Consider the following 21,673-nt stretch of genomic DNA (forward strand, 5'->3'; position numbering starts at 1 on the left):
CGGCGGCAAGCTGGCTGCTGCGAGGGACTGGCGCGTCGGCGAGCCGCTGCCCGACTGCCCGCTGCTGGTGCATGACGGGATGGGCGTTGCCGGCCCGGCCCGGCCGGCCATCGCCGCCGCCGACGCCGCGGATTATCCGATCCTGCTCACCGGCCATCTGCCGCAGGGCTCTCCCGGCGCGCTGCTTGCCGAGCGGGGCAGGGCGGACTGGATCCGCATGCCCACGCACCCGACCCTGCCCGAGAACGTGGCCCTGTGGAACGGGGCCGGCCGCCCGGCCGTCCTCGGTCACTCCTGCGAGCCGCAGGTGCTCGAAGACCTTCGCGAACACATCCCCGCCCTCGAAACGCGCTTTCGCACGGGGCAGACCTATCAGGCCAACGGAGGCGGCGCATGCGCATCCTGATTTCCAACGACGACGGCATCGAAGCCCGTGGTCTCGCGCTGGCGGCCGAGGCGGCGGCCAAGATCACCGACGACGTCTGGGTCGTGGCGCCCGACGGCAAGCGCACCGCCGCCGGCGCCTCGCTCACCGTCGGGCGGCCGCTCACCATGCGCCGGCTCGGCGAGCGCCGCTTCTCCTGCTCGGGCACACCGGGCGACTGCGTGGTGGCCTCGATGGCCTGGCTGTTCCGCGACGGCGGACGGCCCGACCTGGTGGTCGCCGGCATCAATGACGGGCGCAATGTCGGAGAGGATCTCGCCTATTCCGGCACGCTCGGGATTGCCCGCGAGGCGAGCTTCTGGGGCGTTCCCGCCATCGGCTTCTCGCGCGTCAAGGAGGCGAATCTTCAGCCCGGCGATGCCGGCTGGCTGGCGCGGCTGATCGAACGCCTGTGGCAGACGCGCGGCGCCTGGGCGCTCGAGGGCCACTGGCTGAGCGTCAACCTTCCCGCGGACCTGCCCGCTGAGATCGCCCAGCCGCAGATCGGCCGCGACAAGATCGCCGGCGAGGCTGAGGTGGTGAGGGAAGAAGGCGATGTGGTCGAACTGATCGTGCCGCGCGGACGCCGCCACACGAGCCGTGCCGGCGACGAGAACAGCCTGATCGCCGAGGGCTTCGCGACGGTGAACCGGCTCAACTGGTTCGGCGAAACGCCGCTCGCCGCGGCCTTCATGGAGGGGCTGCGTGCAGCCGCGAAATAGCGGCAGAAGAGGCGGGAAGGGCGGTGGCGAAAGCCGCCGGCTATCCCTGCGCGATCGCGTATTTGTCGATCATCGTTTCCAGATAGGCGGCCGCCTCCTCGCCCTTCAGCGATTCCGTCCACAGCCGCGCGGCGATGTCTTCGTGCAGCGCCATCGCCTCCGGCGCCGAGGTGATGAGCGCGACGCCGACGCGGATGTTCGGTTGCTCGCCGAGCCGGAAGGGGCTGATCGCCAGCACCGAGCGGTCGCTTTGGCGAAAGATCTGGAAGCTTGTCGCCGGCACCGGCTCGCGCACGATGCCGATCTGGATGCCGATCGGCTGCTCGCGCAGCATCGACAGGATGTATTCGGCCTCGCGCCGCGCCTGCAGTCGCCGCTGCCTGACCACCGCTGCCGGCAGGTCGTGGCGGCCGATCAGGCCGTGCAGCAGGAACCGCTCGAGATCGGCCGTGGCGATCAGGCTGACGATCAGGGGGCGGCGCAGCCGGAACGCCTGCTTGCGGGCCCGCAGGATGTCGATCAGGGCATCGACGGCCTCCGCCGACTTGCCGTCGGCGTCGACGCCGTCGGGAATGGATTCGCGCAGCACCTCGCGCAGGACGTCGTCATAGGCATCCGATGTCAAAAGATAGGAGACGGGGCTGAACAGACCGATGACCTGCTGGCAGCCTTCCTCGAGCTGGCGCATGCGCTCGAAGAAGGCGATGGCGGTGCTGACATATTCGACACCGACGCCCATCAGGCTCGGCAGGGAGACCCCCAACTCGTCGGCGATGCTGGTCAGCATCTCGATCTTGCGGATCTCGCCCTTTTCGGCCCGGTAGAGCGCGGCGCGCGAGATTCCGAGCTTCTCGGCCAGCGCATCCGGCGTCAGGCCCTTGCCGAGGCGATGGGCGCGCAGCCGCGCGCCGATATCGCTGAACCTGATCAAGTCTGCGTGCGTCAAGTTTTCTCTCGCAACGTTTCCCCTGTTCCGTTATCGGGTCCATCCCATGGGCTTGTCAACGCATCTGCTCAATTATAGCCGATGGGATCATTAATGGTACAAAATCCCCTTGTGTCTCATTTTTGAGATTTTCGTTGACAGCGCTGGAATGGGTTCGTAGGCTGTTTTTTTAAAAAGCCAAGAAGAGGCGGAACAATGAAGCATATCGTTCGTAGACTGGCCGCATCGGCTGTCGTCGCCGTGGCCGGCGCCATGGTCGCGACGGGCGCATGGGCGGCGGATTTCGTGGCCAAGATCGGCCATCTGGAATCGGCGCAGCAATCGCGCCACGTTTTCCTCGAGAAGGTTGCGAAGCTGGTTTCCGAGCGCACCAACGGCGCCGTCGAGTTCCAGCTTTTCCCGCAGGGCCAGCTCGGGCAGCAGCGTGAGATGACCGAGGGCGTCCAGCTCGGCACGCTCGAGGCGACGGTTGCTCCGGCCGCCTTTCTCGGCGGCTTCAATCCGGCCGTCTCCATCCTCGACATTCCCTTCCTGCTGCCGGGCGACGACGCCACGGCGCAGAAGATCCGCGGCGGCGCGTTCGGCGAGGCCCTGTGCGGTTCCTTCGAGACGCGCGGCGTCCATTGCATCGGCTTGTGGCCGAACGGCAGGAAAAGCTTCACCTCGTCCAAGCCGCTCACCGGCATCGACGACTTCGCCGGGCAGAAGTTCCGCGTCATGGATTCCAACATCCTGATCGAGCAGTTCAATTCGCTCGGGGCCTCGGCCATCGCACTGCCCTTCGGCGAGCTCTACACGGCGCTGCAGACCGGTGTCGTCGACGGCGAGGAGAACCCCCTCGACACGATCCAGCGCATGAAGTTCTACGAGGTGCAGAAGCACCTGGTCCTGTCCGATCACGGGGCGATGGAGGACGTGATCCTCTTCAACCCAGCCTGGTGGGCAAGCCTGCCGGCCGAGCATCAGAAGACCATTGCCGACGCGTTCCAGGAGGTCGTTCCGGATCTCATCGCTCACAAGGCGCAGTCGGTGGCCGCCGCGCTCGAGGAGATCAAGGGCTCGGGCATCGACATCCGCGAGATGAGCGACGACGAGAAGGCGGCCTTCCGCGACAAGATGTATCCCGCCGCGCGGGCGGCCTATGTGGCGCGCGCCGGCGAGGAGGGCGAGAAGTTGATCGCCGTCTACGAGCAGGAATACGGGGCGGCGACGGCCGAATAGCTGCCCGTCAGAGCGGGATGAGGAAAAGTGTGAAGCGGTTTTCCGCCCGCATCCCGCTCTGATTTTTTGGTATCGATCGCGTTCATGATTTTGAATTGATTCAATCCAAAATCATCGCGATCTGGAAACCGAACGACAGCATTGCCTTTCATATGCCGGACCCTTTGAAGAGGGCCCGGCAGCGGCTCCTTTTTTCAAGGATTGAAGCTTTGAAAGCACTTGCATTCATCAGAACCGCGGAGCGCTTCGCCGCCGTCGCCATCTTCCTTGCGATGGTCGCGCTCTACTTTGCCAATGTCCTGGCGCGGCAGGTGGGCGGCACCTTCGCCTCCGATTTTGCCTGGATCGAGGAAGCCGTGCGGCTGATGAGCCTGTTCCTTGTCTTCCTCACCGTCGGCCTTGCCCTCGAAAAGGGCAGGCATGCCGGCGTCCACACCTGGCGCGAGCGCATCGCGCGGGCCACCGGCCTGCCGTTGCGCAGGATCATCGATGCCGTCGGCGTCGTCTTCTGCCTCTATCTCGTCTGGCTCGGTTACCGCATGACCGCCTTCGTCCACGGCATGGGCCAGAGAAGCCCGACGCTCGACATCCCGGTCTTCTGGATCTATCTCGCGCCCACCATCGGCTTCGCTCTCATGGCGCTGCGCTACGCGCTCAGCCTGTTCGGCTGCATCGATCGCTTCGCCGGCCAGGCGACGGAGGAGCAGTGATGGTCTTCCTTCTCGCGCTCGTCGTCATCGTCGCGGCTGCCCTGCTCATCCTCGGCTTCGAGATGTTCCTGGTGCTCGGCGTGCCGGCACTGATGATCAAGCAGTTCTTCTACGGAACGCTGCCGGACCCGGTCATCGCCCAGAAGATTCTTGGCGGCATCAACCACACGACGCTGCTTGCCATCCCCTTCTTCATCCTCGCCGCCGAACTGATGGGGGAAGGGCAGATCGCCCGCCGCCTCACCAGCCTCGTCAAGGTGCTGGTCGGCCATCTGCGCGGCGGCATGGGCTACACCACCATCGGCGGGTCGATGGCCTTCGGCTCGGTTTCGGGCTCCGCTCCCGCCACCGTCGCCGCCATGGCGCGCATGGTCTATCCGGAGATGCGCTCGGCCGGCTTCAGCGAGAAATTCACCCTCGGCCTCATCGTTTCGAGCGCCGAGACGGCGCTGCTCATCCCGCCGTCCATCACCTTCATCATCTACGGCTGGATGACGGGCACGTCGGTCGCCAAGTTGTTCGTCGGCGGCCTGGCGGTCGGCCTCGTGCTCGGCCTTGCCTTCGCCATCATGACGGCGGTCGAGGCGCGCCGCAGCGGCGTCGAGCGCGGCCCGCGCACCAGTTGGCGCGAGCGGGCGCTTGCCGTCCGCGATGCGGGCTGGGCGCTCGGCATGCCGGTCATCATCCTCGGCGGCATCTACAGCGGCTTCTTCACGCCCACCGAGGCGGCGGCCGTCAGCGTGGTCTATGCGATCTTCGTCGAGAGCGTCGTCTTCCGCGAGCTCACCTGGCGCAAGCTTTTCGCCGTCACCGAACGGGCGGCGATCTCCACCGCCATCATCTTCATCCTGCTCGCCATGGGCGGCCTGCTCTCCTACTTCATCACGCTGGCCCAGGTGCCGGCGGCGATCACCGGCTTCCTCGAAGCGGTCAGCGCCGGGCCGATCCTGTTCCTGCTGATCGTCAATGTCAGCTTCCTCATCGCCGGCATGTTCATCGATCCCAATTCGGCGCTGCTGATCCTCGTGCCGCCGCTCTATCCGGTAGCCATGGCGCTCGGCATCGATCCCGTCCATTTCGGCATGATCGTCACGCTGAACATCTCTATCGGCATGATCACGCCGCCCTTCGGGCTCGACATCTTCGTCGCCTCCTCGACCCTGCAGAAGCCGGTCCTGTCGATCGTTGCCGGCGTCTGGCCCTTCATCGCCGCCAATCTCGTGGTGCTGGGCCTGATCACCTATCTGCCGGACATCTCGACCTTCCTGCCGAGGCTCGTGTTCGGATGATGGGCGTGCGCGAGAAGATCATGCCGGTCCAGCAGGAGATATCCTTCAAGGCGTTCGAGATGGGACTTGCCGTCAAGAGCAACGATCCGGTCAACGGCGAGTACCGCAAGCTGGTGCTCGACGCCCCGGCTGGATTGCTCGCCCGCTGCCGCGCCGGCCAGTTCTTCCATCTTTTGTGCCCGCAGTCCGGCGGCGAGACGCCCTATCTGCGGCGCCCCATGAGCATCTACGGCTTCTACCCGCAAAGCGGCGAGCTTCACTTCCTCTACAAGGTGACCGGGGCCGGCACCCGCGCGCTCGCCGCCCTTTCCAGCGGCGAACGCCTCAACGTGCTCGGCCCGCTCGGCGTGCCGTTCACCATCGCCGACCACTGGCAGGATCTCGTCCTCGTCGCGCGCGGGGTCGGGCTGGCGACGCTTGCGCCCCTGGCGCTCGAGGCGCAAAGGCTCGGCCGCCGCCTGACGGCGATCTGCAGCGCCCGCCATCCCGATTACCTGATGTCGACCGGCTATTTCGCCGATCTGGGTGCCGACGTCATCACGCTCACCGACGCCGAAGGCACGTCCGATCCGGACAATCTGGAGCGCGTGATCGAGGGGCTCGTCGCGGCGGGCAGGGCCGATGCGTTCTACACATGCGGCTCAAACCGCATGCTGCGCCTTCTGCAGACGATCGGCGCGCGCCATGGCATTCCCGGCCAGATCGCGCTCGAGCAGCAGATGGCCTGCGGCATCGGCATGTGCCACTGCTGCGTGCGCCCGTTCAACCGCGGCGACAAGCAGGTGCATCTGCGCGTGTGCCGCGAGGGGCCCGTCTTCGACATGATGGAGGCGATCGCATGGTAGACCTGTCCGTCGACATCGCCGGGCTCAAGCTCAAGAACCCGATCATGCCGGCCTCCGGCACCTTCTCGGAGGAACTGGCCGAGATCTTCGATCTCGAACGCCTCGGCGCGCATGTGACGAAGACGATCACCCGCGGCTGGCGCGACGGCAATCCGACGCCGCGCGTCTGCGAGGTGGGCGGCTCGATGCTCAACTCCATCGGCATTCCGAGCAAGGGCGTCGGCGCCTTCCTGGAAAAGGTCGTGCCCTTCTACCGGCGCTACGAGACGCCGCTGGTCGTCTCGATCTCCGGCAACACGGCGGACGAGTTCGCGACGCTGTGCTCGGAGGTGAGCGTCGAGGGCGTTGCGGCCATCGAGGTCAACATCTCATGTCCGAACATCGAGGAGGACGGCAAGGCCTTCGCCATCCGCCCCTCCTCCACCTATGACGTGATGCGCCGGTTGCGGGCCGCCACCGACCTGCCCCTCTGGGCGAAGCTCACGCCGAACACCGGCGAGACGCCGGAAGTCGCGCGGGCGGCGGAGGAGGGCGGCGCCGATGCGCTGGTCGTCGCCAACACGATCCTGTCCATGGCCATCGACATCCGCTCGCGCCGGCCGAAGCTCGGCAATCTGATGGGCGGCCTTTCCGGCCCGAGCCTGAAGCCCATCGCGCTGCGCATGGCCTATCAGTGCGCGCGCGCGACCGGCATCCCGGTGATCGGCTGCGGCGGCATCTCGACGGTCGAAGACGTCATTGAATATCTGATCGCCGGCGCCACCGCCGTGCAGGTCGGCACCGCCACCTTCATCCACCCGACGGCCATGATCGCCATCATCGACGGGCTGGAGGCCTGGCTCGCCGACGAGGGGCTGGCGGGCGTTCGGGATCTGATAGGCACGGTCATCGACGGCGAGCAGGACGAGGCGGTGGTCTTCATGGAGGCCGCGCCATGAACGCCCGTCCCGCTCCGCCGGCCGAGGCGCACAGGGCCGACCACGCGCTCGCCGAGCGGCTGTTCGGCGAGATCGCCGCAATGAGCCCCGACGTCGAGGGCGTCAGCCGCCCGGCCTATTCCGACATCGAGACACGCACGCTGGAATATCTCGAGGCGGTGGCCCGCGCCGAGGGCCTGGACGTCTGGTACGATGCAGGCTGCAACGCCAATTTCTCGCTGCCGGGCGACCGCGATGCCGAACGCTTCGTCGTGATCGGCTCGCATGTCGACAGCGTGCCCTTCGGCGGCAATTTCGACGGTCTTGCCGGCGTCGTCGCCGGGCTCCTCTGCCTGATCCGTGCGCGCCGCATGGGCCTGCGCCTTGCGCGGCCGGTGCATGTGCTCGCCATGCGCGGCGAGGAGAGCGCCTGGTTCGGTCCCTGCTACATCGGCTCGAAGGCGCTCACCGGCACGCTCTCCGACCGCGAGATGGTGGCACGGCACAAGGGCGACGGCCGCTCGCTCGAAGACCATATGGCCGAGATCGGCCTGCCGGTGGACGACATCCGTGCCGGCCGGCCGCTGATCGACCTCGGCCGCATCGAGGCCTATCTCGAACTGCACATTGAGCAGGGGCCGCTCCTGATCGGCAAGGACCTGCCGGCGGCGGTGGTCTCCGGCATCCGCGGCAACATCCGCTACCGTTCGATCACCTGCCACGGCGAGGCCGGCCATTCGGGCGCTGTGCCCAAGGCCTATCGGCGCGACCCCGTGCTCGCCATGGCCGACCTTTTGGTGCGGCTCGACGAGAGCTGGACGACGATCCTCAACAAGGGCGACGATCTGGTGCTCACCAGCGGCGTGGTGGCGACCGATCCCGAAAAGCACGCCATGTCGCGGATACCCGACAGCGTCTCCTTCAGCCTCGACATCCGCAGCCAGAAGGCGGCCACGCTGGACGACATGCGTGACCTGCTCGTGGGCGAGATGCGCGAGATCGAGCGCGACCGCAAGGTGCGTTTCGAGTTGGGCGAAGAGCTGCGCGTCGAGCCGGCGCTGTGCGACAGGGGGCTCGTCGCCCGCCTGGAAAAGGCGATGCGCCGGATCGGACACGAGCCCTTCGTCATGCCGAGCGGCGGCGGACACGACGCAGCCGTGTTCGCTGCCGCCGGCATTCCCTCCGCCATGGTTTTCGTGCGCAACCGCAACGGCTCGCACAATCCGCAGGAGGCCATGGAGATCGACGATTTCCTCGCCGGCGTGGACATTCTTTCCGCTTTTCTGGCGGAGGGGCCATGAGAACAGAGCATTCAGCCTTGCGAAATGCCGGCAAATGGGTTTCGGCTCTCTTTCCGAAAGGTCGGCCGCAACCGCCGTCACACGGAGATGGCAGGCTCACCGGGCAAGACGCCGGGATGGAGGCTTTCCGCCAGGGCCGGTCATTGGCCACCCGCTGCAAATACCAAAGGACATGAACATGTTTGATACGTTTCTGAAGGATCTCAACGAGCAGGGCGGGAGCGTGCGTGCCTATGACGGCTGCGCGCGGGCCGCCCGGGCGCGCATCGCCGCCGAGCCGGAGAACGCGGCAGCGCTTCTCCTGATCGCCTATGCCGCGCAGCGTTTCGTCGAGGCCTATGACGACCAGCCGCTGTCCATCAAGGCGGCCGGCGAGGAACTGGAGATCTTCAGTGACATGGTGAATACGCTGGACCGTGCCCACAAGGGCGGCTCGGCGGAGGAGAAGCTCGCCGCGCTCAACGCCGTCGCAGCCAGGCTCGCCGCCCAGATCGCCAGGAGCTGACACGGTCCTTGCCGAGCCGGCGGCGCGGTGTTGCCGGCCAGACGGGAGGACGACGACATGGAACACATTTCCTGGACGGAGCGCGCCAGAACCAACGCGGCGCGTTTCGGCCCCCTGGCGGCAGGCATCGATCCGCATCTGCCCGATCTTCCGGCCGTCTTCGACGACGGGCCGGACTGGATCCTGCGCTACACCGATTTCCTCCTGTCGACGATCATCGGATCCGTCGGCTTCGTGAAGTTCCAGGCGGCCTATTTCGAGGCTTGCGGGCTGGCCGGCATGGAGGCGCTCTCACGCGGCATGAAGCGCGCCCGCGCGGCCGGCATCGGCGTGGTGCTCGACGCCAAGCGCGGCGATATAGACGCCACCTCCGCGGCCTATGCGCATGCCTATCTCGTGCCGCAATCGGCGGGCGGCAGCGGCGATTTCGAAGCCGATTGCATGACCGTCAATCCGCTGATGGGCCCCGACACGCTCGAACCCTTCGTGGAGGCGGCGCGCCGCCACGGCAAGGGCGTGCTGATCCTGTGCCGCACCTCCAATCCGGGGGCGGCCTGGCTGCAGGACCGGATGTCTGGCAACCGCGCCATTTCCGACCGGGTGGCCGATCTGATCCGCTCCATTGCCGAAACGATGACGGACGAGGAGGGGCTCAGCCCCGTCGGGGCGGTGATCGGCGCCACCGCCGCCAGCGAGGCGCGCCGGCTGCGCGAGCTGCTGCCGAATTCCATCATCCTGGCGCCCGGCATGGGCGCGCAGGGCGGCGATGTCGCCACCATCCGCGCCTTGCGCGGCGGACATGAGGGCGATCTCATCGTGCCGGTGTCGCGCGGGCTGCTGCGCGTCGGCGACCGGTCGATGTCGCGCGACGATTACGGGCAGCTTCTGCTCGACAGGATCGCCCATTTCCATCCAATGGCGGCAGGCGAGGACGAGACGGCCGCGGCCGGCTGATCGGACCGAGCATGCGCCGCTCGGCGGGTACGACCGGCGAGTCAAACGGATTCATCGGCGACGAAACCCCGCCGTCTCTTCGCCAGCAGAAGCACCGCCAGCACGCCGCACAGCAGGCCGAGGGTCAGTGGCAGGCCCTGATGCCCGGCCAGTTGCATGGCAAACCCGGTGGCCGGCGAGCCGGCAATGCCTCCGATGCCCCAGACGAAGGCGAAGGCGGCGTTGCCGGCGATCAGGGCTTGACCGGTGAAGCGCTCGCCGAGCTGGATCAGCGACGTGGTGTAGATGCCGAATGAGACCCCGCCCCAGACGAAGACGAGCGGCCAGACAAGCCATGCGTCGAAGATCAGCGGCAGGGCGAGGCATCCGGCCAGTGAAGCCAGGACGCATGACAGCATGGTCCGAGCCGAGCCGAACCGTTCGGCGGCGCGGCCGAGCGAGACCTGCAGCACGGCGTTGCCCGCCACGAAGCAGGTGATGAGCGAGGCGATGCGCTGCTCGGCGCTGCCAAGCGCGGCGCCATAGACGGCGAACAGCGAAAGCAGGATCTGCTCGAAGGCAGCGGCCGTGAAAACCGCCAGCAGCAAGAGGGGCGCCAGTGCGAAGAAGCCGCCGAGCGACATCGCCTTGCCTTCGTGCGCTATCCTCGGCAGGCGCGGCACGACCGCGAGCACGATCAGGCCGCAGGCAAGGAAGGCGACGATGCCGATGATGAAGGGCGGCCAGCCCTTTGTGCCGACCAGGCCGAGCGACAGCGGGCCGAGGGCGAAACCGCCAGAGACGACGGACGAATAAAGCCCCATGATGCGGCCGCGGCGCGACGCCGGGGTGATCGACAGCAGCCAGGTTTCGCTGATCACGTAAAGCGGGTTGGCGAAGAAGCCGAGCAGGAAGCGCAGCGGCATCCAGGCCTGCACCTCCTGTGTCCCGGCGATGGCGATGAGGGTGGCTGCCGCGAGCACCGAGCACAGGATCGCCAGCCGCGCCCCGCCGATGCGTCGCGCCAGCGCCGGAACGAAGGGTGCGGACACGATGAAGCCCAGCGGCGTCATCGCCGCCGACAGGCCGATCAGGCCGGGCGGCGTTCCCTGCCGTTCGAGGATGAAGCTGAGCAGGGGATAGGTCAGCCCTTGCGCCACGGCGAACACGGTGACGGTGGCGATGATGCCGGCCATTGCAGCCCATGGGATCCGCTCTTCTCGCAGCGGCGTCGAACGTTCGGCGACCATGTTCATGGGTCCTGTCCCGATCTGGAAAAGGATGCAGTCTGCCGGATGCGGGCAGCGGCGTAATTAAGCCTCTCCAAATAGTTCTCAAGAACGTCCAAACGGGCCCGCCGCGCGGCGGGGCGGGCGCGGCGGACGGCGGGTGTTTCCGCGGCCATGCGAACCGGCTATAGATGCGCCGTATGCAGGACTTGCGCTTTGCCTTTGGTCCGTTCGTGCTCGATCCGGAAGCCGGAACGCTCCTTCGGAACGATGATCCCGTCGCCATTGGCCATCGCGGGCTGAAGCTGCTTGCCGCGCTCGTCGCGCGGCCCGGCGAAATCCTCGGCAAGGCCGAGCTGATGGACGCGGCGTGGCCGGGCAGGGTGGTCGAGGAAGGCAACCTCACCGTCCAGATCGCGCTGCTGCGCAAGCTGCTGGGTCCGGCCGCCGACGGCGGCGAATGGATCTCCACCGTTCCGCGCGTCGGCTACCGCTTCACAAGGCCGGTCGAGCAGCTCAGCGCGGCGCGGCGAGGGCCTCTGCCGCCGTCCGGCAGACCGTCGATCGCCGTGCTGCCCTTCGTCAATGTCGGCAACGATCCCGAGCAGGACTCCTTCGCCGCCGGGCTGACCGCAGATCTGATCACCGACCTTTCCGGCGTCTCGGGCCTGTTCGTCGTCGCGCGCAACCCGGCCTTCGCCGGCAAGGCAGCGGCGACGGAGGTGCGCGAGACAGCGCAGGATCATGGCGTGCGCTACCTGCTGGAGGGGAGCGCGAGGGCCGCCGCCGGGCGCGTGCGCGTCAATGCCCGACTGGTTGACACGGTGAGTGGCGAGCATCTGTGGGCCGAACGCTTCGACCGCAGTCTCAAGGACGTGTTCGCCGTTCAGGACGAGGTGACGGCCAGGATCGTCGAGGCATTGCTCGCCCGGCTGCGCGCCCGCTCGCCGCGCAGGCGGCCCGGCAACCAGGAGGCCCAGGATCTGTGCATGCGGGCGCGCAGGCTGATGGATGACACGCCGCAGGCGGCCCGGGAAGCGCATCTGATGCTGGAGCGCGCGGTTTCGCTCGATCCGCACTATGCCGAGGCCTATCGCTGGCTTGCCATGAACCACTGGATGGGATGGGTGCACAGCGGCGGACCGTCCGAATCCGACCGTAGCGCCGCCCTGTCGCTGTCGCGCAAGGCGGTGGCGATCGATCCCGACGATGCGGGATGCCGCTGGGTGCTGGCTTACCTGCTCGCCTACGATCGCAATTTCGCCGAGGCGGAGGCGGAGTTCGCCAGGGCGATCGAGCTCGACCCGGACGAGGCCGACACATGGGCGGCCCTGTCCGACATCGCTGTGCTGGCGGGGCGGGTGGAGGAGGGCCTCGAGCACATCCGCAAGGCGTTCCGGCTGAACCCGTTTCCGGCAAGCTGGTATTACCTGGCGCTCGGCCAGGCGCAATATGCGGCCGGCGACTACGAAGCCGCCATCGAGACGCTGCGCAGGGACGAGACCTATCGCACGAGCTCGCGCCGCTTCCTGGCGGCAAGCCTCGCGCAGCTCGGCCGGCTGGACGAGGCGCACGCCGAGGCCGAGCTGTTTCTCGTCGGCAACCCGCAATTCACCATCCGCCACTGGGCCGCGACGGAGCCCTTCCGCGATGCCGCCACGCTCGCACGCTTCGTCGAGGGCCATCGCAAGGCCGGCCTGCCGGAGTGAGGCTGCTGCGTGGCGTGTGATTTCCGGTGCAGGCCCCGCACCCTCACGGGACGCAGGCCGCGGCGATCGACAGGCTGTTCTCATAAAGGTGGTGCCTGGTGATCCGGCCATCCTCGACGGTGAGGCGCAAGGCGAACGGCCCCTCGAAGGCCTTGCCCGTCGCGCGCACGGTTCCCGACACGTGTCCCATCAGGACGGCGTCGGTGCCGTCGACGAGGAAGGTGTCGACGCTGGCACGGGCATCCTCGGGCACGGTGTGCTCCATCAGCTCCGTTAGCTGCGCGGCGCATTCTGCGGCCGTGGATCGCGGCCGGATCCACGGAACGGTGGGGTTCTCAGCGAGCAGCCAGTCGACCTCGTCGGCAAAGAGCGCCGCGATCCGATCGGTGTCGCCAGCCGCCCTTGCGGCAAGAAATGCCTGCACGACGGCCCGGGTGGCCTGTGCCGCCGGATGCGTGGCGGCGGCCGGAGCCTCGATGGTGGCGGCGGGTTCGACGGACATGGCGCTCTCCTTGCGTCTGCGGCGGGGTTCGTGTCGATAGGCGCGATCCTGCCAGGGGACGGGAGAGCGGTCGATTACGCCGGAGGTAATGAGAGGTAGATTTTGAAGCCGGCGCAGTTATTGCTCAGAGCAACCATAATGTAAGCCTCTTGTATGACATCCGGAAAAGGATGGAGACTGATCCAGTCCGCAGCTCTACGGTGGCCGGGTTGAATCATGCTTGCCGGGGGTGGCCTTCGCCGCCATACTTTCAACCAAAGACTGGCTCGAGCTCAATAATGGAAGAGTTGATGCGCCCAATAGCTTCTACGCCATTTATATTGCTTGCCGGATTTTTGGCGGGCTGCACAACAGCCGATGACAATACGGTTCAGACACCGATTGCCCAGAAGCAGTGTGAGGATTACGGCTTTGCGGCTGGTACGGATGGCTACGCAAATTGCATGATGCAGCTTTCCTTACGGCAGGGGCAACCCATGGATCATTCTGCCCTCGTTGATCAATATACAAGCCTCAGCATGGCGCGGCGTGGCGATGATCGATACCCGGTTTGCACGGCCTCTGACATGGATAATGAACTCAACACTTCGCTCAATAAGTGGGTCGGCGCCAATTGCCAGATGGCGCCCGATTAGACGGTAGCGGCATTCCCAAAACGCTGTCTCATCGGCGCGGCAAAATCGCATAATATGCATTATGGAACGGGCGCGGCCCGAAACCCGTCAGGCCGCCGCGCTAGTTGAGGCGCACGGCGGGGTCGAAGCGGCCGACGGGCGCGTCGAGGTCGAACAGGAAGGTGCATCCGGCAAGTGCGTTCCCCTCGGCCTCGGGATCGAGCCCGACCGAAGCGGAGGTGACGAGCAGGCGGTCACCTTCGGCGCCGACGAAGGCCGGGCAGGTGGTCAGCGATGCCGGCAGCGGGAGCTTCCGCAACAGGACGCCTTCGGGCGACATCACCTCGACGCCGCCGCCGCCCCACCGGGCGACCCAGAGATTGCCGGCCGCATCGGTGACGGCGCCGTCCGGCTCGCCGTTCTGCGAAGGGGCCGAGAACGGCTCGGGCGTGCCTGTCGGCAGGCCCGTTTCAGGGTCGAGCGCGACGCGCATGATCTGGCGGGTCGGCGTATCGGTGAAATAGCCGAGCCGCCCGTCGGGCGAGAAAGAGATGGCGTTGGTGACGGTGATGCCGGTGAACAGCGTCCGCAATTCGCCACGGAAATACCAGTGGATCGACCCGGCCCCTTCCTCGGCGGACTTGCCCATCGTGCCCACCCACAGCGCGCCGCAGGGATGCACGCGGGAATCGTTGGAGCGGGTCGCCGCATTGTCGGCTTCGAGCGGGCGGTGAAGCGCGAGGCGGCCGTCCCTGACGTCGCGCAGATAGAGCCCGGTCTCCGTCACCAGAAGCTGCCGGTGGTCGTCGACGCGGGCGATGGCGCTCGACAGTTCCGGCAACGGATGAACCAGCGTCCGCCGCTTCGCGAGCCGATGCTCGAACAGGCGCTTGCCGAGAATGTCGAACCACCACGCGGTGCCGGTCACCGGGTCGTAGGTGGGCCCCTCGCCCAGCACGCAGCGATGGTCGTCGAGCACCGTCCAGGCTGTTTCGGTCATGCTTCTCCTCCCGCAAACACGGCATCATAGGCAGCAATGATCCGGCGCGCGTTGGACCTGACGGTCTCGATGCCGTCGCCCGGCCGGTAGAGATTCGTTCCGAGGCCGAAGGCGCGCACGCCGGCCTTTGCATATCCGGCAAAGGATGTTTCGGAAACGCCGCCGACCGCACAAACCGTCGTGTCGGGAGGAAGGACCGCCCTGATGGCGGCAATGCCCGAGGGGCCGAGAACGGAGGCGGGAAAGAATTTCAGCCCCGATGCTCCGCTCCTCAGGGCCAGCAGCGCCTCGCTTGGCGAGAAGACGCCCGGCATCGAGACCAGCCCGAGCCGCCGGCTGTGCTCGATCACCGCCGCATCCGTGTTCGGGCTGACGACGAGCCGGCCGCCCACTGCGGCCAGGCGGTCCACTTCCTCGACGGTCAGCACCGTGCCGGCGCCGATCAGGGCGGCCCCGCTCGCGCTCGCCACGGCTGTCTCGATCGACCGGAAGGGATCGGGCGAATTGAGGGGCACCTCGATCGTCGTGATGCCTTCCTCGATCAGCATCGCGACCGTTGCCTCCACCTCTTCAGGTGCGATGCCGCGCAGGATGGCGACCAGTGCCCGGCCTGGGCCCGGCCACGTGGCAGGCGATGTCCCGTTCATGACGTTCCCCACAATTGGCGGGCGCAAAGGTGGAGGCCGCGCCGCGAGGCCATCTCCGCATCGACGGTTTCGACCTCGAAACCGCAGCGCTTCAGAGCAGACAGATAGAGTTCTGCGATGCCGCCCGAGGCGATCAGGACGACCTCGTTCACGCCGGCATGCCGCGCCCGCGCGGCAGCGAGTTCCGCGCCGATCAGCAGGCCGGACAGATGGGCAGCGCCATCGGCCCGTTGTTCGTGGCCCAGCAGTTGCGCGGCGCGCACGCCGAACAGATCCGCCAGGGCGCCGGACGGCGTCTCCAGTGTTCGGTCCAGCGCCGCCAGAAAAGCGGGGTGGTCCGGAGCGATCCCCTGCCCTTCCCCGTCGACCGCGTGCTTGAGGATGGAATGCCTGGCCAGGACCGAGAAGAGCTCGCCCGTCATGAAGGTGTCGAAGCGGCGGACCGCGCCGCCGGCGACCGTCACCCATTTGCTGTGTGTGCCCGGCATGCAGGCAAGGGCGTCGGACGCGCCGGGCATTCCGCCGAGCAGCTGGGTTTCTTCACCGCGCATGACGTTCGGCGCCTGGGCATCCTCCTGCGCGATGCCCGGCAGGATGCGGATCTCGCGCGCCGGATCGGGCACCGCGACGGCCCCGGCGGCAAGGTCGGCGAGCCGCGTCGGGGCGAGCGCGTAGGCCGCCTCCACCCAGCCCTGCCGTGCGCCGGCCATGCCGCAGATCATCACCGGCAGGGTCCCGTCGGCGCCGACGGCGCGAAGATGCGCGTTAAGCACGGGCGCGAAGCCGGACGACGCGCAGTGCATCATGCCCTCGTGGCTGCGGCTTTCGGCAAGCACCTCGCCCTCGCCGTCGAGGAGCCAGAGGCGAAAGCTGCTGGTCCCCCAGTCGACGGCGGCGCAGAACGGCGATGACGCAACGCGAGCCATCGTTCTCAGGCCCTGCCCTTCACGGTGCGCATGCGATCTCCTCCCGCAAGGTATGGTTCTATTATCATATTAGTAAATTGCATTTGTATGATAAATGATGCTATTGATTTGACAAGAAGGAAGTGGGGATGATCGGCGCCGTGTCGACCCGGGTTCTGAGCCCCGAGGCCCCGCCGGCAGCATGGAAAGGCAGTGAGCGACTTGACGATGGAAACGACCGTCCGGCCGCCTCGGCGCGTCCGCACGACGGTTGCGCGGTCGATCGCCGGACAGATTTTTTCCGGAAAATTTCCGGCCGGTTCCACCCTGCCGCGCGAAAGCGACCTTTGCGGGCAATACGGCGTGAGCCGCACCGTCATACGCGAATCGCTCAAGGTCCTGCAGGCCAAGGGCCTCGTGACCAGCCGCCCGCGGATTGGCACCGTGGTCAGCGAGCAGGACGACTGGAACGTCCTGGACGCGCAGGTGCTGGAGTGGATCGGCCCCTCGCTCGATGATCTCGGCCTCGTCGACTGCATTCTCGAAGCGCGCCGCTCCATCGAGCCGGCGGCCGCCGAGCTGGCGGCCGGGCGTGCCACGATGCAGGAACTGGCCGACCTCGAAGCGGCGTGGAAGGCGATGGCCGTGGCCGAAGACATCGAGCGCTTCATCGCCGCCGACGTCATCTTCCACCAGGCCCTTCTGAAGGCGAGCCACAACAGGATCTTCCGGCAGTTCGGCTCCCTCATGGAGGCGGCGCTGAGCTTCATGCTCACCACCTCCGCGCATTCCGTGGACGATCTCAGCGTATCGATCGAGCAGCACCGCGCCCTCGTCGAGGCATTGCGCCTGCGCGATGCGGAGGCCGCCCGCGAGCTCGCCTTGCGGCTGATCGTCAAGGCCAGGCACGACGTGACGGCCGCGCGGGCCGGCAAGCCGTGAGACGTGAAGAGAAACGGAGCGCGGCCCCTGAGGATCGAGCACATCCGCACATGATCTATCGCAACGGCTGCATCCGCGGCGACAGAAGCGCGTGGAGGGCGCGGCCCGCATCCTCGATGTGTGCCCACAGGATCGCGCAGGCGCCCTTCTCATCGCGGCGGCGGCAGGCATCGAGCAGCGCATGGTGCTCGCGGTGCGACTGTTGCACATAGTCGAGCTCGATGGCCGCGACGCGCAGATAGCGGTCGGCCAGGTCGTTCAAGCCGGCAATGTGGGCGAGAAGGCGCGGCCGCGCGCAAGGCTCATACAGCGCCATGTGGAAAGCCTTGTTCAGCGCGCCGAATTCCTTGATGGACGATCTCTCGGCGGCACCCTGTATGTCGGCTGCCCGCTCGATCTGACGGTTGGTCAGTTCGGGAATGGCGAGCCGCAATGCCAGCACCTCGGCGGCGCCGCGCATTTCATAGATCTCCCGGAACTCTGCCGCGTTGAGGAGCGCGACCGTCGCACCCTTGTTGGGTGCCATCTGCACCAGCCCTTCGGCCTCGAGCAGGCGTAAGGCATCACGCACCGGCATGCGGCTCGTGCCGTAGGTTTCGGCGATCCTTTCCTGGCGAAGGGGAGAGCCGGCGGCAAGCCTTCCCGAAACGATCTCCTGCCGCAATCCGGCGGCGATGCGCTCCGCCTGCTCGCCGCGCTTCTCGGTTGCCTGGTCCATTTCCGCCCGTATCTCCGGCCTCTCGTCCGCCTGTGTAAAGGGGTGGTCAATTGACAGCAATCCAAAAAATAGTATCCAATTTATAAAAATGGATACTGAAAGGAAGAGCATGACCGTAGAGCGGCTGCGTCACATCCCGGGCATCGGCGTGGACAAGATGGGGGATGCCGCCGATGCGGCGGGTAGCGCCGAAATGCTGAGGCTGGAAAACCTCGACACCGACATTCGGCCGCCGCGCGAGGCGGTCGAGGCGACGCTTGCGGCGATCCACCGCGACGACGCCAACAGCTATCTGCCTTTCCTGGGGATCGACGCGCTGCGCCAGGCGGCCTGCGCGCGGCTTGCCGGGACGACGGGCGTCTCCTACGACTGGAAGAGCCAGTGCGTGATTTCGGCGGGCGGTCTCTCCGGAATCCTCAACGCGCTGCTTGCCATGCTGGAGCCCGGCGACGAGGTCATCATAACCGATCCCGCCTATGCGGGCCTCATCAACCGCATCCGGCTCGCCGGCGGCGTGCCGCGGCTGGTGCCGTTGACAGTTGTCGACGGCGGCTGGCGGCTCGATCTGGAAGCGCTCGCCGGCGCGGCGACGGGCAGGACGAAGGCCGTGCTCACCATGAGCCCCTCCATGCCCTCCGGCATCGTGCACACGCGGGCCGAATGGGAGGCCATCGCCGAAGTGGTCCGCAAGACCGGCGCCTTTCTGCTGCATGACGCGGCGATGGAGCGCATTCTCTTCACGGGAGAGCCGGTGATCCATCCCGCGAGCCTGGAGGGGCTCGCCGAGCGCACGGTGAGCGTCGGCTGCGTGTCGAAGGAATACCGGATGATCGGCTGGCGCGTCGGCTGGGTCACCGGGCCGCAGGCCATCATGAACGATATCGGTCTTGTCAGCCTCACCAACGTGGTCTGCCAGGTGGGCATCGCCATGCCCGGGGCCGCCGCCGCGATCACCGCAGCGGATGACGGCGTGGCGGCGGCCACGGCCGAATGGAAGGCCAGGCGTGATGCGATCCTCGTCGAGCTGGACGGCCTGCCGGTGGTGCGGCCGGACGGCGGGTGGTCGTTGCTGATCGACACGGTGGCGTTGGGCATGAAGCCGTCGGAGGCCTCCAAGCGCCTGTTCGAAAAGGGGGCGATCGCCGCCACGCCGATGACCGGCTGGGGCGCGGACGAGCGCGCCGGGCGCTATCTGCGCTTCGTCTTCGCCAATGAACCGACGGCGCGCCTGACCGGCATCCGCGAGCGCGTGCGCCGTGCCTGGGGCGTTTAGGCGTTTCCTGGTTTGGCGAGGCAGTCTGCGCGGCGCGGCGCGGTCGGCGGGTGCCCGCCCCTCTGCGCAGCAGACCAGAGGGGCGCGCGACGGGTGCTTGACAAACCGCCCGCGCTTCCCTCACCCTAAAGCCTCACCTGGGGGGTCCCGCCAAGGGGCTGAGATACTGCTGGGCACGGGATGACCGTGCAGCGCAGTGACCCGATGAACCTGATCCAGTTCATACTGGCGTAGGGATGGTGCACGCTTCGCGGGTCATGGGGCTCATAACAGCCGTATCCGGCCGCTGCCTGCGAAGCTCTTCCTCCTCTCGGCACGAACTGGGTCTCCATTGCTGACTGAGCAGAGGAGGCTCTGACCCATGGACGCTTTTGCCCCGACCGTGACCACCGGCCCGTTGCCCGCGTCGCGGAAAGTCTACAAATCCGGAACGATGCACCCCGACATCCGCGTGCCGATGCGCGAGATCGCCGTCCACCCGAGCGCCGGCGAGCCGCCGGTGACGGTCTATGATTCGTCCGGCCCCTACACCGATCCCGATGCGCCGATCCAGATCGACAAGGGCCTGCCGCGGCTGCGCGAAGCCTGGATCAGGGCGCGTGGAGACGTGGAAGCCTATGAAGGGCGCAGCGTGAAGCCGGCCGACAACGGCTTCGTGTCGGGCGACCGGCTGACGCCGGAGTTTCCCCTGCGCCAACGGCCCGTGAAGGCCCGGGACGGCAAGGCCGTCACGCAGCTCGCCTATGCGCGCGCCGGCATCGTCACGCCGGAGATGGAATTCATCGCGATCCGCGAGAATCTGGGCCGCGCCGCAGCGAAACAGGCGCTCGCGCGCGACGGCGAGAGCTTCGGGGCTGCCATACCGGACTTCGTGACGCCGGAATTCGTGCGCGACGAGGTGGCGCGCGGCCGCGCCATCATCCCCGCCAACATCAACCATCCCGAATCCGAGCCGATGATCATCGGCCGCAATTTCCTCGTGAAGATCAACGCCAATATCGGCAACTCCGCCGTCACCTCCTCGATGGCCGAGGAAGTGGAGAAGATGGTGTGGGCGACGCGCTGGGGCGGCGACACGGTGATGGATCTCTCCACCGGCCGCAACATCCACAACATCCGCGAATGGATCATCCGCAACTCGCCGGTGCCGATCGGCACCGTGCCGATCTACCAGGCGCTGGAGAAGGTGGGCGGCATCGCCGAGGATCTCAATTGGGAGGTCTTCCGCGACACGCTGATCGAGCAGGCCGAGCAGGGCGTCGACTATTTCACCATCCATGCCGGCGTCAGGCTGCATTACATTCCGCTCACCGTCGACCGGGTGACGGGCATCGTCTCGCGCGGTGGCTCGATCATGGCCAAATGGTGCCTGCACCACCACAGGGAGAGCTTCCTCTACGAGCATTTTGCCGAGATCTGCGACATCTGCCGCGCCTACGACGTCTCCTTCTCGCTCGGCGACGGGCTGCGCCCCGGCTCCATCGCCGATGCCAACGACGCGGCGCAGTTCGCCGAGCTGGAGACGTTGGGGGAACTCACCAAGATCGCCTGGGAAAAGGACTGCCAGGTGATGATCGAGGGCCCCGGCCATGTGCCGATGCACAAGATCAAGGAGAACATGGACAAGCAGCTCGAGGTTTGCGGCGAGGCTCCGTTCTACACGCTTGGGCCGCTCACCACCGACATCGCGCCCGGCTACGACCACATCACCAGTGGCATCGGCGCGGCGATGATCGGCTGGTTCGGCACGGCCATGCTCTGCTACGTCACGCCGAAGGAGCATCTGGGCCTGCCCGACCGCGACGACGTGAAGACCGGCGTCATCACCTACAAGATCGCCGCCCACGCGGCCGATCTTGCCAAGGGGCATCCGGCGGCGAAGCTGCGTGACGACGCGCTGTCGCGGGCGCGCTTCGAGTTCCGTTGGGAAGACCAGTTCAACCTGTCGCTCGACCCCGAGACGGCACGCGCCTTCCACGACGAGACGCTGCCCAAGGAGGCGCACAAGGTGGCGCATTTCTGCTCCATGTGCGGGCCGAAATTCTGCTCCATGCGGATTTCCCACGACATCCGCGACGCTGCCCGCCAGGAGGGCGCGCAGAAGGAGGGCATGGAGAAGATGGCGGAGAAATTCCGCGAGGGCGGCGCACTCTACATGCCGCTCGGGGAGGCGCGTGGTGAGTAGGGATGTCATCGTCGGCGAGGGGCGCCTCGTTGCGCCCCCCTCTGCCCTGCCGGGCATCTCCCCCTCAAGGGGGGAGATCGGACGGCGGAGAGGGTTTCGCCAGTCTTACACGGTGCAGAACAAGCGAAGCTTCGAT

21 protein-coding genes, 1 pseudogene and 1 riboswitch are annotated in these 21,673 nt (G+C 66.9%); of the genes and pseudogenes, 15 read left to right on the forward strand and 7 right to left on the reverse strand.

Features of this window, described 5'->3' with window-relative positions; genetic code table 11:
• Both NUU27_RS19885 and surE read left to right on the forward strand, forming a co-directional pair.
• Positions 1 to 406, forward strand: a pseudogene (locus tag NUU27_RS19885) (MBL fold metallo-hydrolase); the annotation flags it as partial.
• Positions 394 to 1,146 (forward strand): 5'/3'-nucleotidase SurE, encoded by a 753-nt coding sequence (gene surE, locus NUU27_RS19890; RefSeq protein WP_257763937.1) that lies wholly within the window; start codon positions 394 to 396, stop codon positions 1,144 to 1,146. The pseudogene NUU27_RS19885 and the gene surE, both read left to right, overlap by 13 nt.
• 40 nt (positions 1,147 to 1,186) lie before the next feature.
• On the opposite strand, the gene NUU27_RS19895 is transcribed toward surE, so the two are convergent.
• Positions 1,187 to 2,092, reverse strand: coding sequence for a helix-turn-helix domain-containing protein (locus NUU27_RS19895; protein WP_257763938.1), 906 nt, complete (start codon positions 2,090 to 2,092; stop codon positions 1,187 to 1,189).
• Between the two features lie 195 nt (positions 2,093 to 2,287).
• Here NUU27_RS19895 and NUU27_RS19900 point away from each other — a divergent pair, with 195 nt between their 5' ends.
• From NUU27_RS19900 to pyrF, 8 genes are all read left to right on the forward strand, one after another.
• Positions 2,288 to 3,313 carry a TRAP transporter substrate-binding protein gene (locus tag NUU27_RS19900; RefSeq protein WP_257763939.1) on the forward strand — a complete coding sequence of 342 codons (1,026 nt, stop codon included), beginning with the start codon at positions 2,288 to 2,290 and terminating at the stop codon, positions 3,311 to 3,313.
• Positions 3,314 to 3,522: 209 nt separating this feature from the next.
• Positions 3,523 to 4,023, forward strand: coding sequence for a TRAP transporter small permease (locus tag NUU27_RS19905; protein ID WP_257763940.1), 501 nt, complete (start codon positions 3,523 to 3,525; stop codon positions 4,021 to 4,023).
• The gene (locus NUU27_RS19910) at positions 4,023 to 5,312 is read left to right on the forward strand and encodes a TRAP transporter large permease (RefSeq protein WP_257763941.1); all 1,290 of its coding nucleotides are present in this window, start codon (positions 4,023 to 4,025) and stop codon (positions 5,310 to 5,312) included. The genes NUU27_RS19905 and NUU27_RS19910 overlap by 1 nt, the downstream gene beginning before the upstream one ends.
• Positions 5,312 to 6,157 (forward strand): dihydroorotate dehydrogenase electron transfer subunit, encoded by an 846-nt coding sequence (locus tag NUU27_RS19915; protein WP_257763958.1) that lies wholly within the window; start codon positions 5,312 to 5,314, stop codon positions 6,155 to 6,157. Before NUU27_RS19910 ends, NUU27_RS19915 begins: the two co-directional genes overlap by 1 nt.
• Positions 6,151 to 7,095 (forward strand): dihydroorotate dehydrogenase, encoded by a 945-nt coding sequence (locus tag NUU27_RS19920; RefSeq protein WP_257763942.1) that lies wholly within the window; start codon positions 6,151 to 6,153, stop codon positions 7,093 to 7,095. Before NUU27_RS19915 ends, NUU27_RS19920 begins: the two co-directional genes overlap by 7 nt.
• A complete protein-coding gene (locus tag NUU27_RS19925) occupies positions 7,092 to 8,375 on the forward strand; it encodes a Zn-dependent hydrolase (protein WP_257763944.1) in 1,284 nt (427 codons plus the stop codon). The genes NUU27_RS19920 and NUU27_RS19925 overlap by 4 nt, the downstream gene beginning before the upstream one ends.
• Before the next feature lie 178 nt (positions 8,376 to 8,553).
• Positions 8,554 to 8,880, forward strand: a complete 327-nt coding sequence (locus tag NUU27_RS19930) for a hypothetical protein (RefSeq protein WP_257763945.1) — start codon at positions 8,554 to 8,556, stop codon at positions 8,878 to 8,880.
• A gap of 57 nt (positions 8,881 to 8,937) precedes the next feature.
• Positions 8,938 to 9,834 (forward strand): orotidine-5'-phosphate decarboxylase, encoded by an 897-nt coding sequence (gene pyrF / locus NUU27_RS19935; protein WP_257763946.1) that lies wholly within the window; start codon positions 8,938 to 8,940, stop codon positions 9,832 to 9,834.
• A gap of 41 nt (positions 9,835 to 9,875) precedes the next feature.
• Here pyrF and NUU27_RS19940 read toward each other — a convergent pair whose 3' ends face one another.
• Positions 9,876 to 11,063, reverse strand: a complete 1,188-nt coding sequence (locus NUU27_RS19940) for an MFS transporter (RefSeq protein WP_257763960.1) — start codon at positions 11,061 to 11,063, stop codon at positions 9,876 to 9,878.
• 170 nt (positions 11,064 to 11,233) lie between these two features.
• On the opposite strand from NUU27_RS19940, the gene NUU27_RS19945 reads away from it, so the two are divergent.
• Positions 11,234 to 12,751 (forward strand): winged helix-turn-helix domain-containing tetratricopeptide repeat protein, encoded by a 1,518-nt coding sequence (locus tag NUU27_RS19945; RefSeq protein WP_257763948.1) that lies wholly within the window; start codon positions 11,234 to 11,236, stop codon positions 12,749 to 12,751.
• Positions 12,752 to 12,794: 43 nt separating this feature from the next.
• On the opposite strand, the gene NUU27_RS19950 is transcribed toward NUU27_RS19945, so the two are convergent.
• Entirely contained in the window at positions 12,795 to 13,253 is a 459-nt protein-coding gene (locus tag NUU27_RS19950; protein WP_257763949.1) for a nuclear transport factor 2 family protein, read from the reverse strand.
• 278 nt (positions 13,254 to 13,531) lie between these two features.
• On the opposite strand from NUU27_RS19950, the gene NUU27_RS19955 reads away from it, so the two are divergent.
• The gene (locus NUU27_RS19955) at positions 13,532 to 13,888 is read left to right on the forward strand and encodes a hypothetical protein (RefSeq protein WP_257763950.1); all 357 of its coding nucleotides are present in this window, start codon (positions 13,532 to 13,534) and stop codon (positions 13,886 to 13,888) included.
• Between the two features lie 100 nt (positions 13,889 to 13,988).
• Here NUU27_RS19955 and NUU27_RS19960 read toward each other — a convergent pair whose 3' ends face one another.
• The 3 genes from NUU27_RS19960 to NUU27_RS19970 are packed head-to-tail and all read right to left on the reverse strand — an operon-like array spanning position 13,989 to position 16,440.
• Positions 13,989 to 14,867 (reverse strand): SMP-30/gluconolactonase/LRE family protein, encoded by an 879-nt coding sequence (locus NUU27_RS19960; protein WP_257763951.1) that lies wholly within the window; start codon positions 14,865 to 14,867, stop codon positions 13,989 to 13,991.
• Entirely contained in the window at positions 14,864 to 15,514 is a 651-nt protein-coding gene (locus tag NUU27_RS19965) for a 2-dehydro-3-deoxy-6-phosphogalactonate aldolase (protein ID WP_257763953.1), read from the reverse strand. The genes NUU27_RS19960 and NUU27_RS19965 overlap by 4 nt, the downstream gene beginning before the upstream one ends.
• Positions 15,511 to 16,440 (reverse strand): 2-dehydro-3-deoxygalactonokinase, encoded by a 930-nt coding sequence (locus NUU27_RS19970; protein ID WP_257763954.1) that lies wholly within the window; start codon positions 16,438 to 16,440, stop codon positions 15,511 to 15,513. The genes NUU27_RS19965 and NUU27_RS19970 overlap by 4 nt, the downstream gene beginning before the upstream one ends.
• Before the next feature lie 207 nt (positions 16,441 to 16,647).
• On the opposite strand from NUU27_RS19970, the gene NUU27_RS19975 reads away from it, so the two are divergent.
• Positions 16,648 to 17,361: a FadR/GntR family transcriptional regulator gene (locus NUU27_RS19975; protein WP_257763961.1), complete on the forward strand. Its 714-nt coding sequence runs from the start codon at positions 16,648 to 16,650 to the stop codon at positions 17,359 to 17,361.
• A gap of 55 nt (positions 17,362 to 17,416) precedes the next feature.
• Here the strand turns inward: NUU27_RS19975 and NUU27_RS19980 are convergent, their stop codons facing one another.
• The gene (locus tag NUU27_RS19980; protein ID WP_257763955.1) at positions 17,417 to 18,079 is read right to left on the reverse strand and encodes a GntR family transcriptional regulator; all 663 of its coding nucleotides are present in this window, start codon (positions 18,077 to 18,079) and stop codon (positions 17,417 to 17,419) included.
• 109 nt (positions 18,080 to 18,188) lie between these two features.
• On the opposite strand from NUU27_RS19980, the gene NUU27_RS19985 reads away from it, so the two are divergent.
• Positions 18,189 to 19,352, forward strand: a complete 1,164-nt coding sequence (locus tag NUU27_RS19985; RefSeq protein WP_257763956.1) for a pyridoxal phosphate-dependent aminotransferase — start codon at positions 18,189 to 18,191, stop codon at positions 19,350 to 19,352.
• A 128-nt stretch (positions 19,353 to 19,480) separates the two neighbouring features.
• Positions 19,481 to 19,607, forward strand: a riboswitch (TPP riboswitch).
• 106 nt (positions 19,608 to 19,713) lie between these two features.
• The gene (gene thiC, locus NUU27_RS19990; RefSeq protein ID WP_257763957.1) at positions 19,714 to 21,537 is read left to right on the forward strand and encodes a phosphomethylpyrimidine synthase ThiC; all 1,824 of its coding nucleotides are present in this window, start codon (positions 19,714 to 19,716) and stop codon (positions 21,535 to 21,537) included.
• Positions 21,538 to 21,673 lie beyond the last annotated feature (136 nt).

It is taken from the genome of Nitratireductor sp. ZSWI3, from assembly GCF_024655565.1.
GTDB lineage: Bacteria > Pseudomonadota > Alphaproteobacteria > Rhizobiales > Rhizobiaceae > Nitratireductor.

Bases quoted from the DNA above. Each gene is read 5' to 3' on its own strand.
- NUU27_RS19970 (WP_257763954.1), bottom strand. From the start codon at position 16,440: ATGGCTCGCGTTGCGTCATCGCCGTTCTGCGCCGCCGTCGACTGGGGG.
- NUU27_RS19940 (WP_257763960.1), bottom strand. From the start codon at position 11,063: ATGGTCGCCGAACGTTCGACGCCGCTGCGAGAAGAGCGGATCCCATGG.
- NUU27_RS19975 (WP_257763961.1), top strand. From the start codon at position 16,648: ATGGAAACGACCGTCCGGCCGCCTCGGCGCGTCCGCACGACGGTTGCG.
- NUU27_RS19925 (WP_257763944.1), top strand. From the start codon at position 7,092: ATGAACGCCCGTCCCGCTCCGCCGGCCGAGGCGCACAGGGCCGACCAC.
- NUU27_RS19920 (WP_257763942.1), top strand. From the start codon at position 6,151: ATGGTAGACCTGTCCGTCGACATCGCCGGGCTCAAGCTCAAGAACCCG.
- surE (WP_257763937.1), top strand. From the start codon at position 394: ATGCGCATCCTGATTTCCAACGACGACGGCATCGAAGCCCGTGGTCTC.
- NUU27_RS19915 (WP_257763958.1), top strand. From the start codon at position 5,312: ATGGGCGTGCGCGAGAAGATCATGCCGGTCCAGCAGGAGATATCCTTC.
- thiC (WP_257763957.1), top strand. From the start codon at position 19,714: ATGGACGCTTTTGCCCCGACCGTGACCACCGGCCCGTTGCCCGCGTCG.
- NUU27_RS19980 (WP_257763955.1), bottom strand. From the start codon at position 18,079: ATGGACCAGGCAACCGAGAAGCGCGGCGAGCAGGCGGAGCGCATCGCC.
- NUU27_RS19930 (WP_257763945.1), top strand. From the start codon at position 8,554: ATGTTTGATACGTTTCTGAAGGATCTCAACGAGCAGGGCGGGAGCGTG.
- NUU27_RS19955 (WP_257763950.1), top strand. From the start codon at position 13,532: ATGGAAGAGTTGATGCGCCCAATAGCTTCTACGCCATTTATATTGCTT.
- NUU27_RS19965 (WP_257763953.1), bottom strand. From the start codon at position 15,514: ATGAACGGGACATCGCCTGCCACGTGGCCGGGCCCAGGCCGGGCACTG.
- NUU27_RS19900 (WP_257763939.1), top strand. From the start codon at position 2,288: ATGAAGCATATCGTTCGTAGACTGGCCGCATCGGCTGTCGTCGCCGTG.
- NUU27_RS19910 (WP_257763941.1), top strand. From the start codon at position 4,023: ATGGTCTTCCTTCTCGCGCTCGTCGTCATCGTCGCGGCTGCCCTGCTC.
- NUU27_RS19985 (WP_257763956.1), top strand. From the start codon at position 18,189: ATGACCGTAGAGCGGCTGCGTCACATCCCGGGCATCGGCGTGGACAAG.
- NUU27_RS19950 (WP_257763949.1), bottom strand. From the start codon at position 13,253: ATGTCCGTCGAACCCGCCGCCACCATCGAGGCTCCGGCCGCCGCCACG.
- pyrF (WP_257763946.1), top strand. From the start codon at position 8,938: ATGGAACACATTTCCTGGACGGAGCGCGCCAGAACCAACGCGGCGCGT.
- NUU27_RS19960 (WP_257763951.1), bottom strand. From the start codon at position 14,867: ATGACCGAAACAGCCTGGACGGTGCTCGACGACCATCGCTGCGTGCTG.
- NUU27_RS19945 (WP_257763948.1), top strand. From the start codon at position 11,234: ATGCGCCGTATGCAGGACTTGCGCTTTGCCTTTGGTCCGTTCGTGCTC.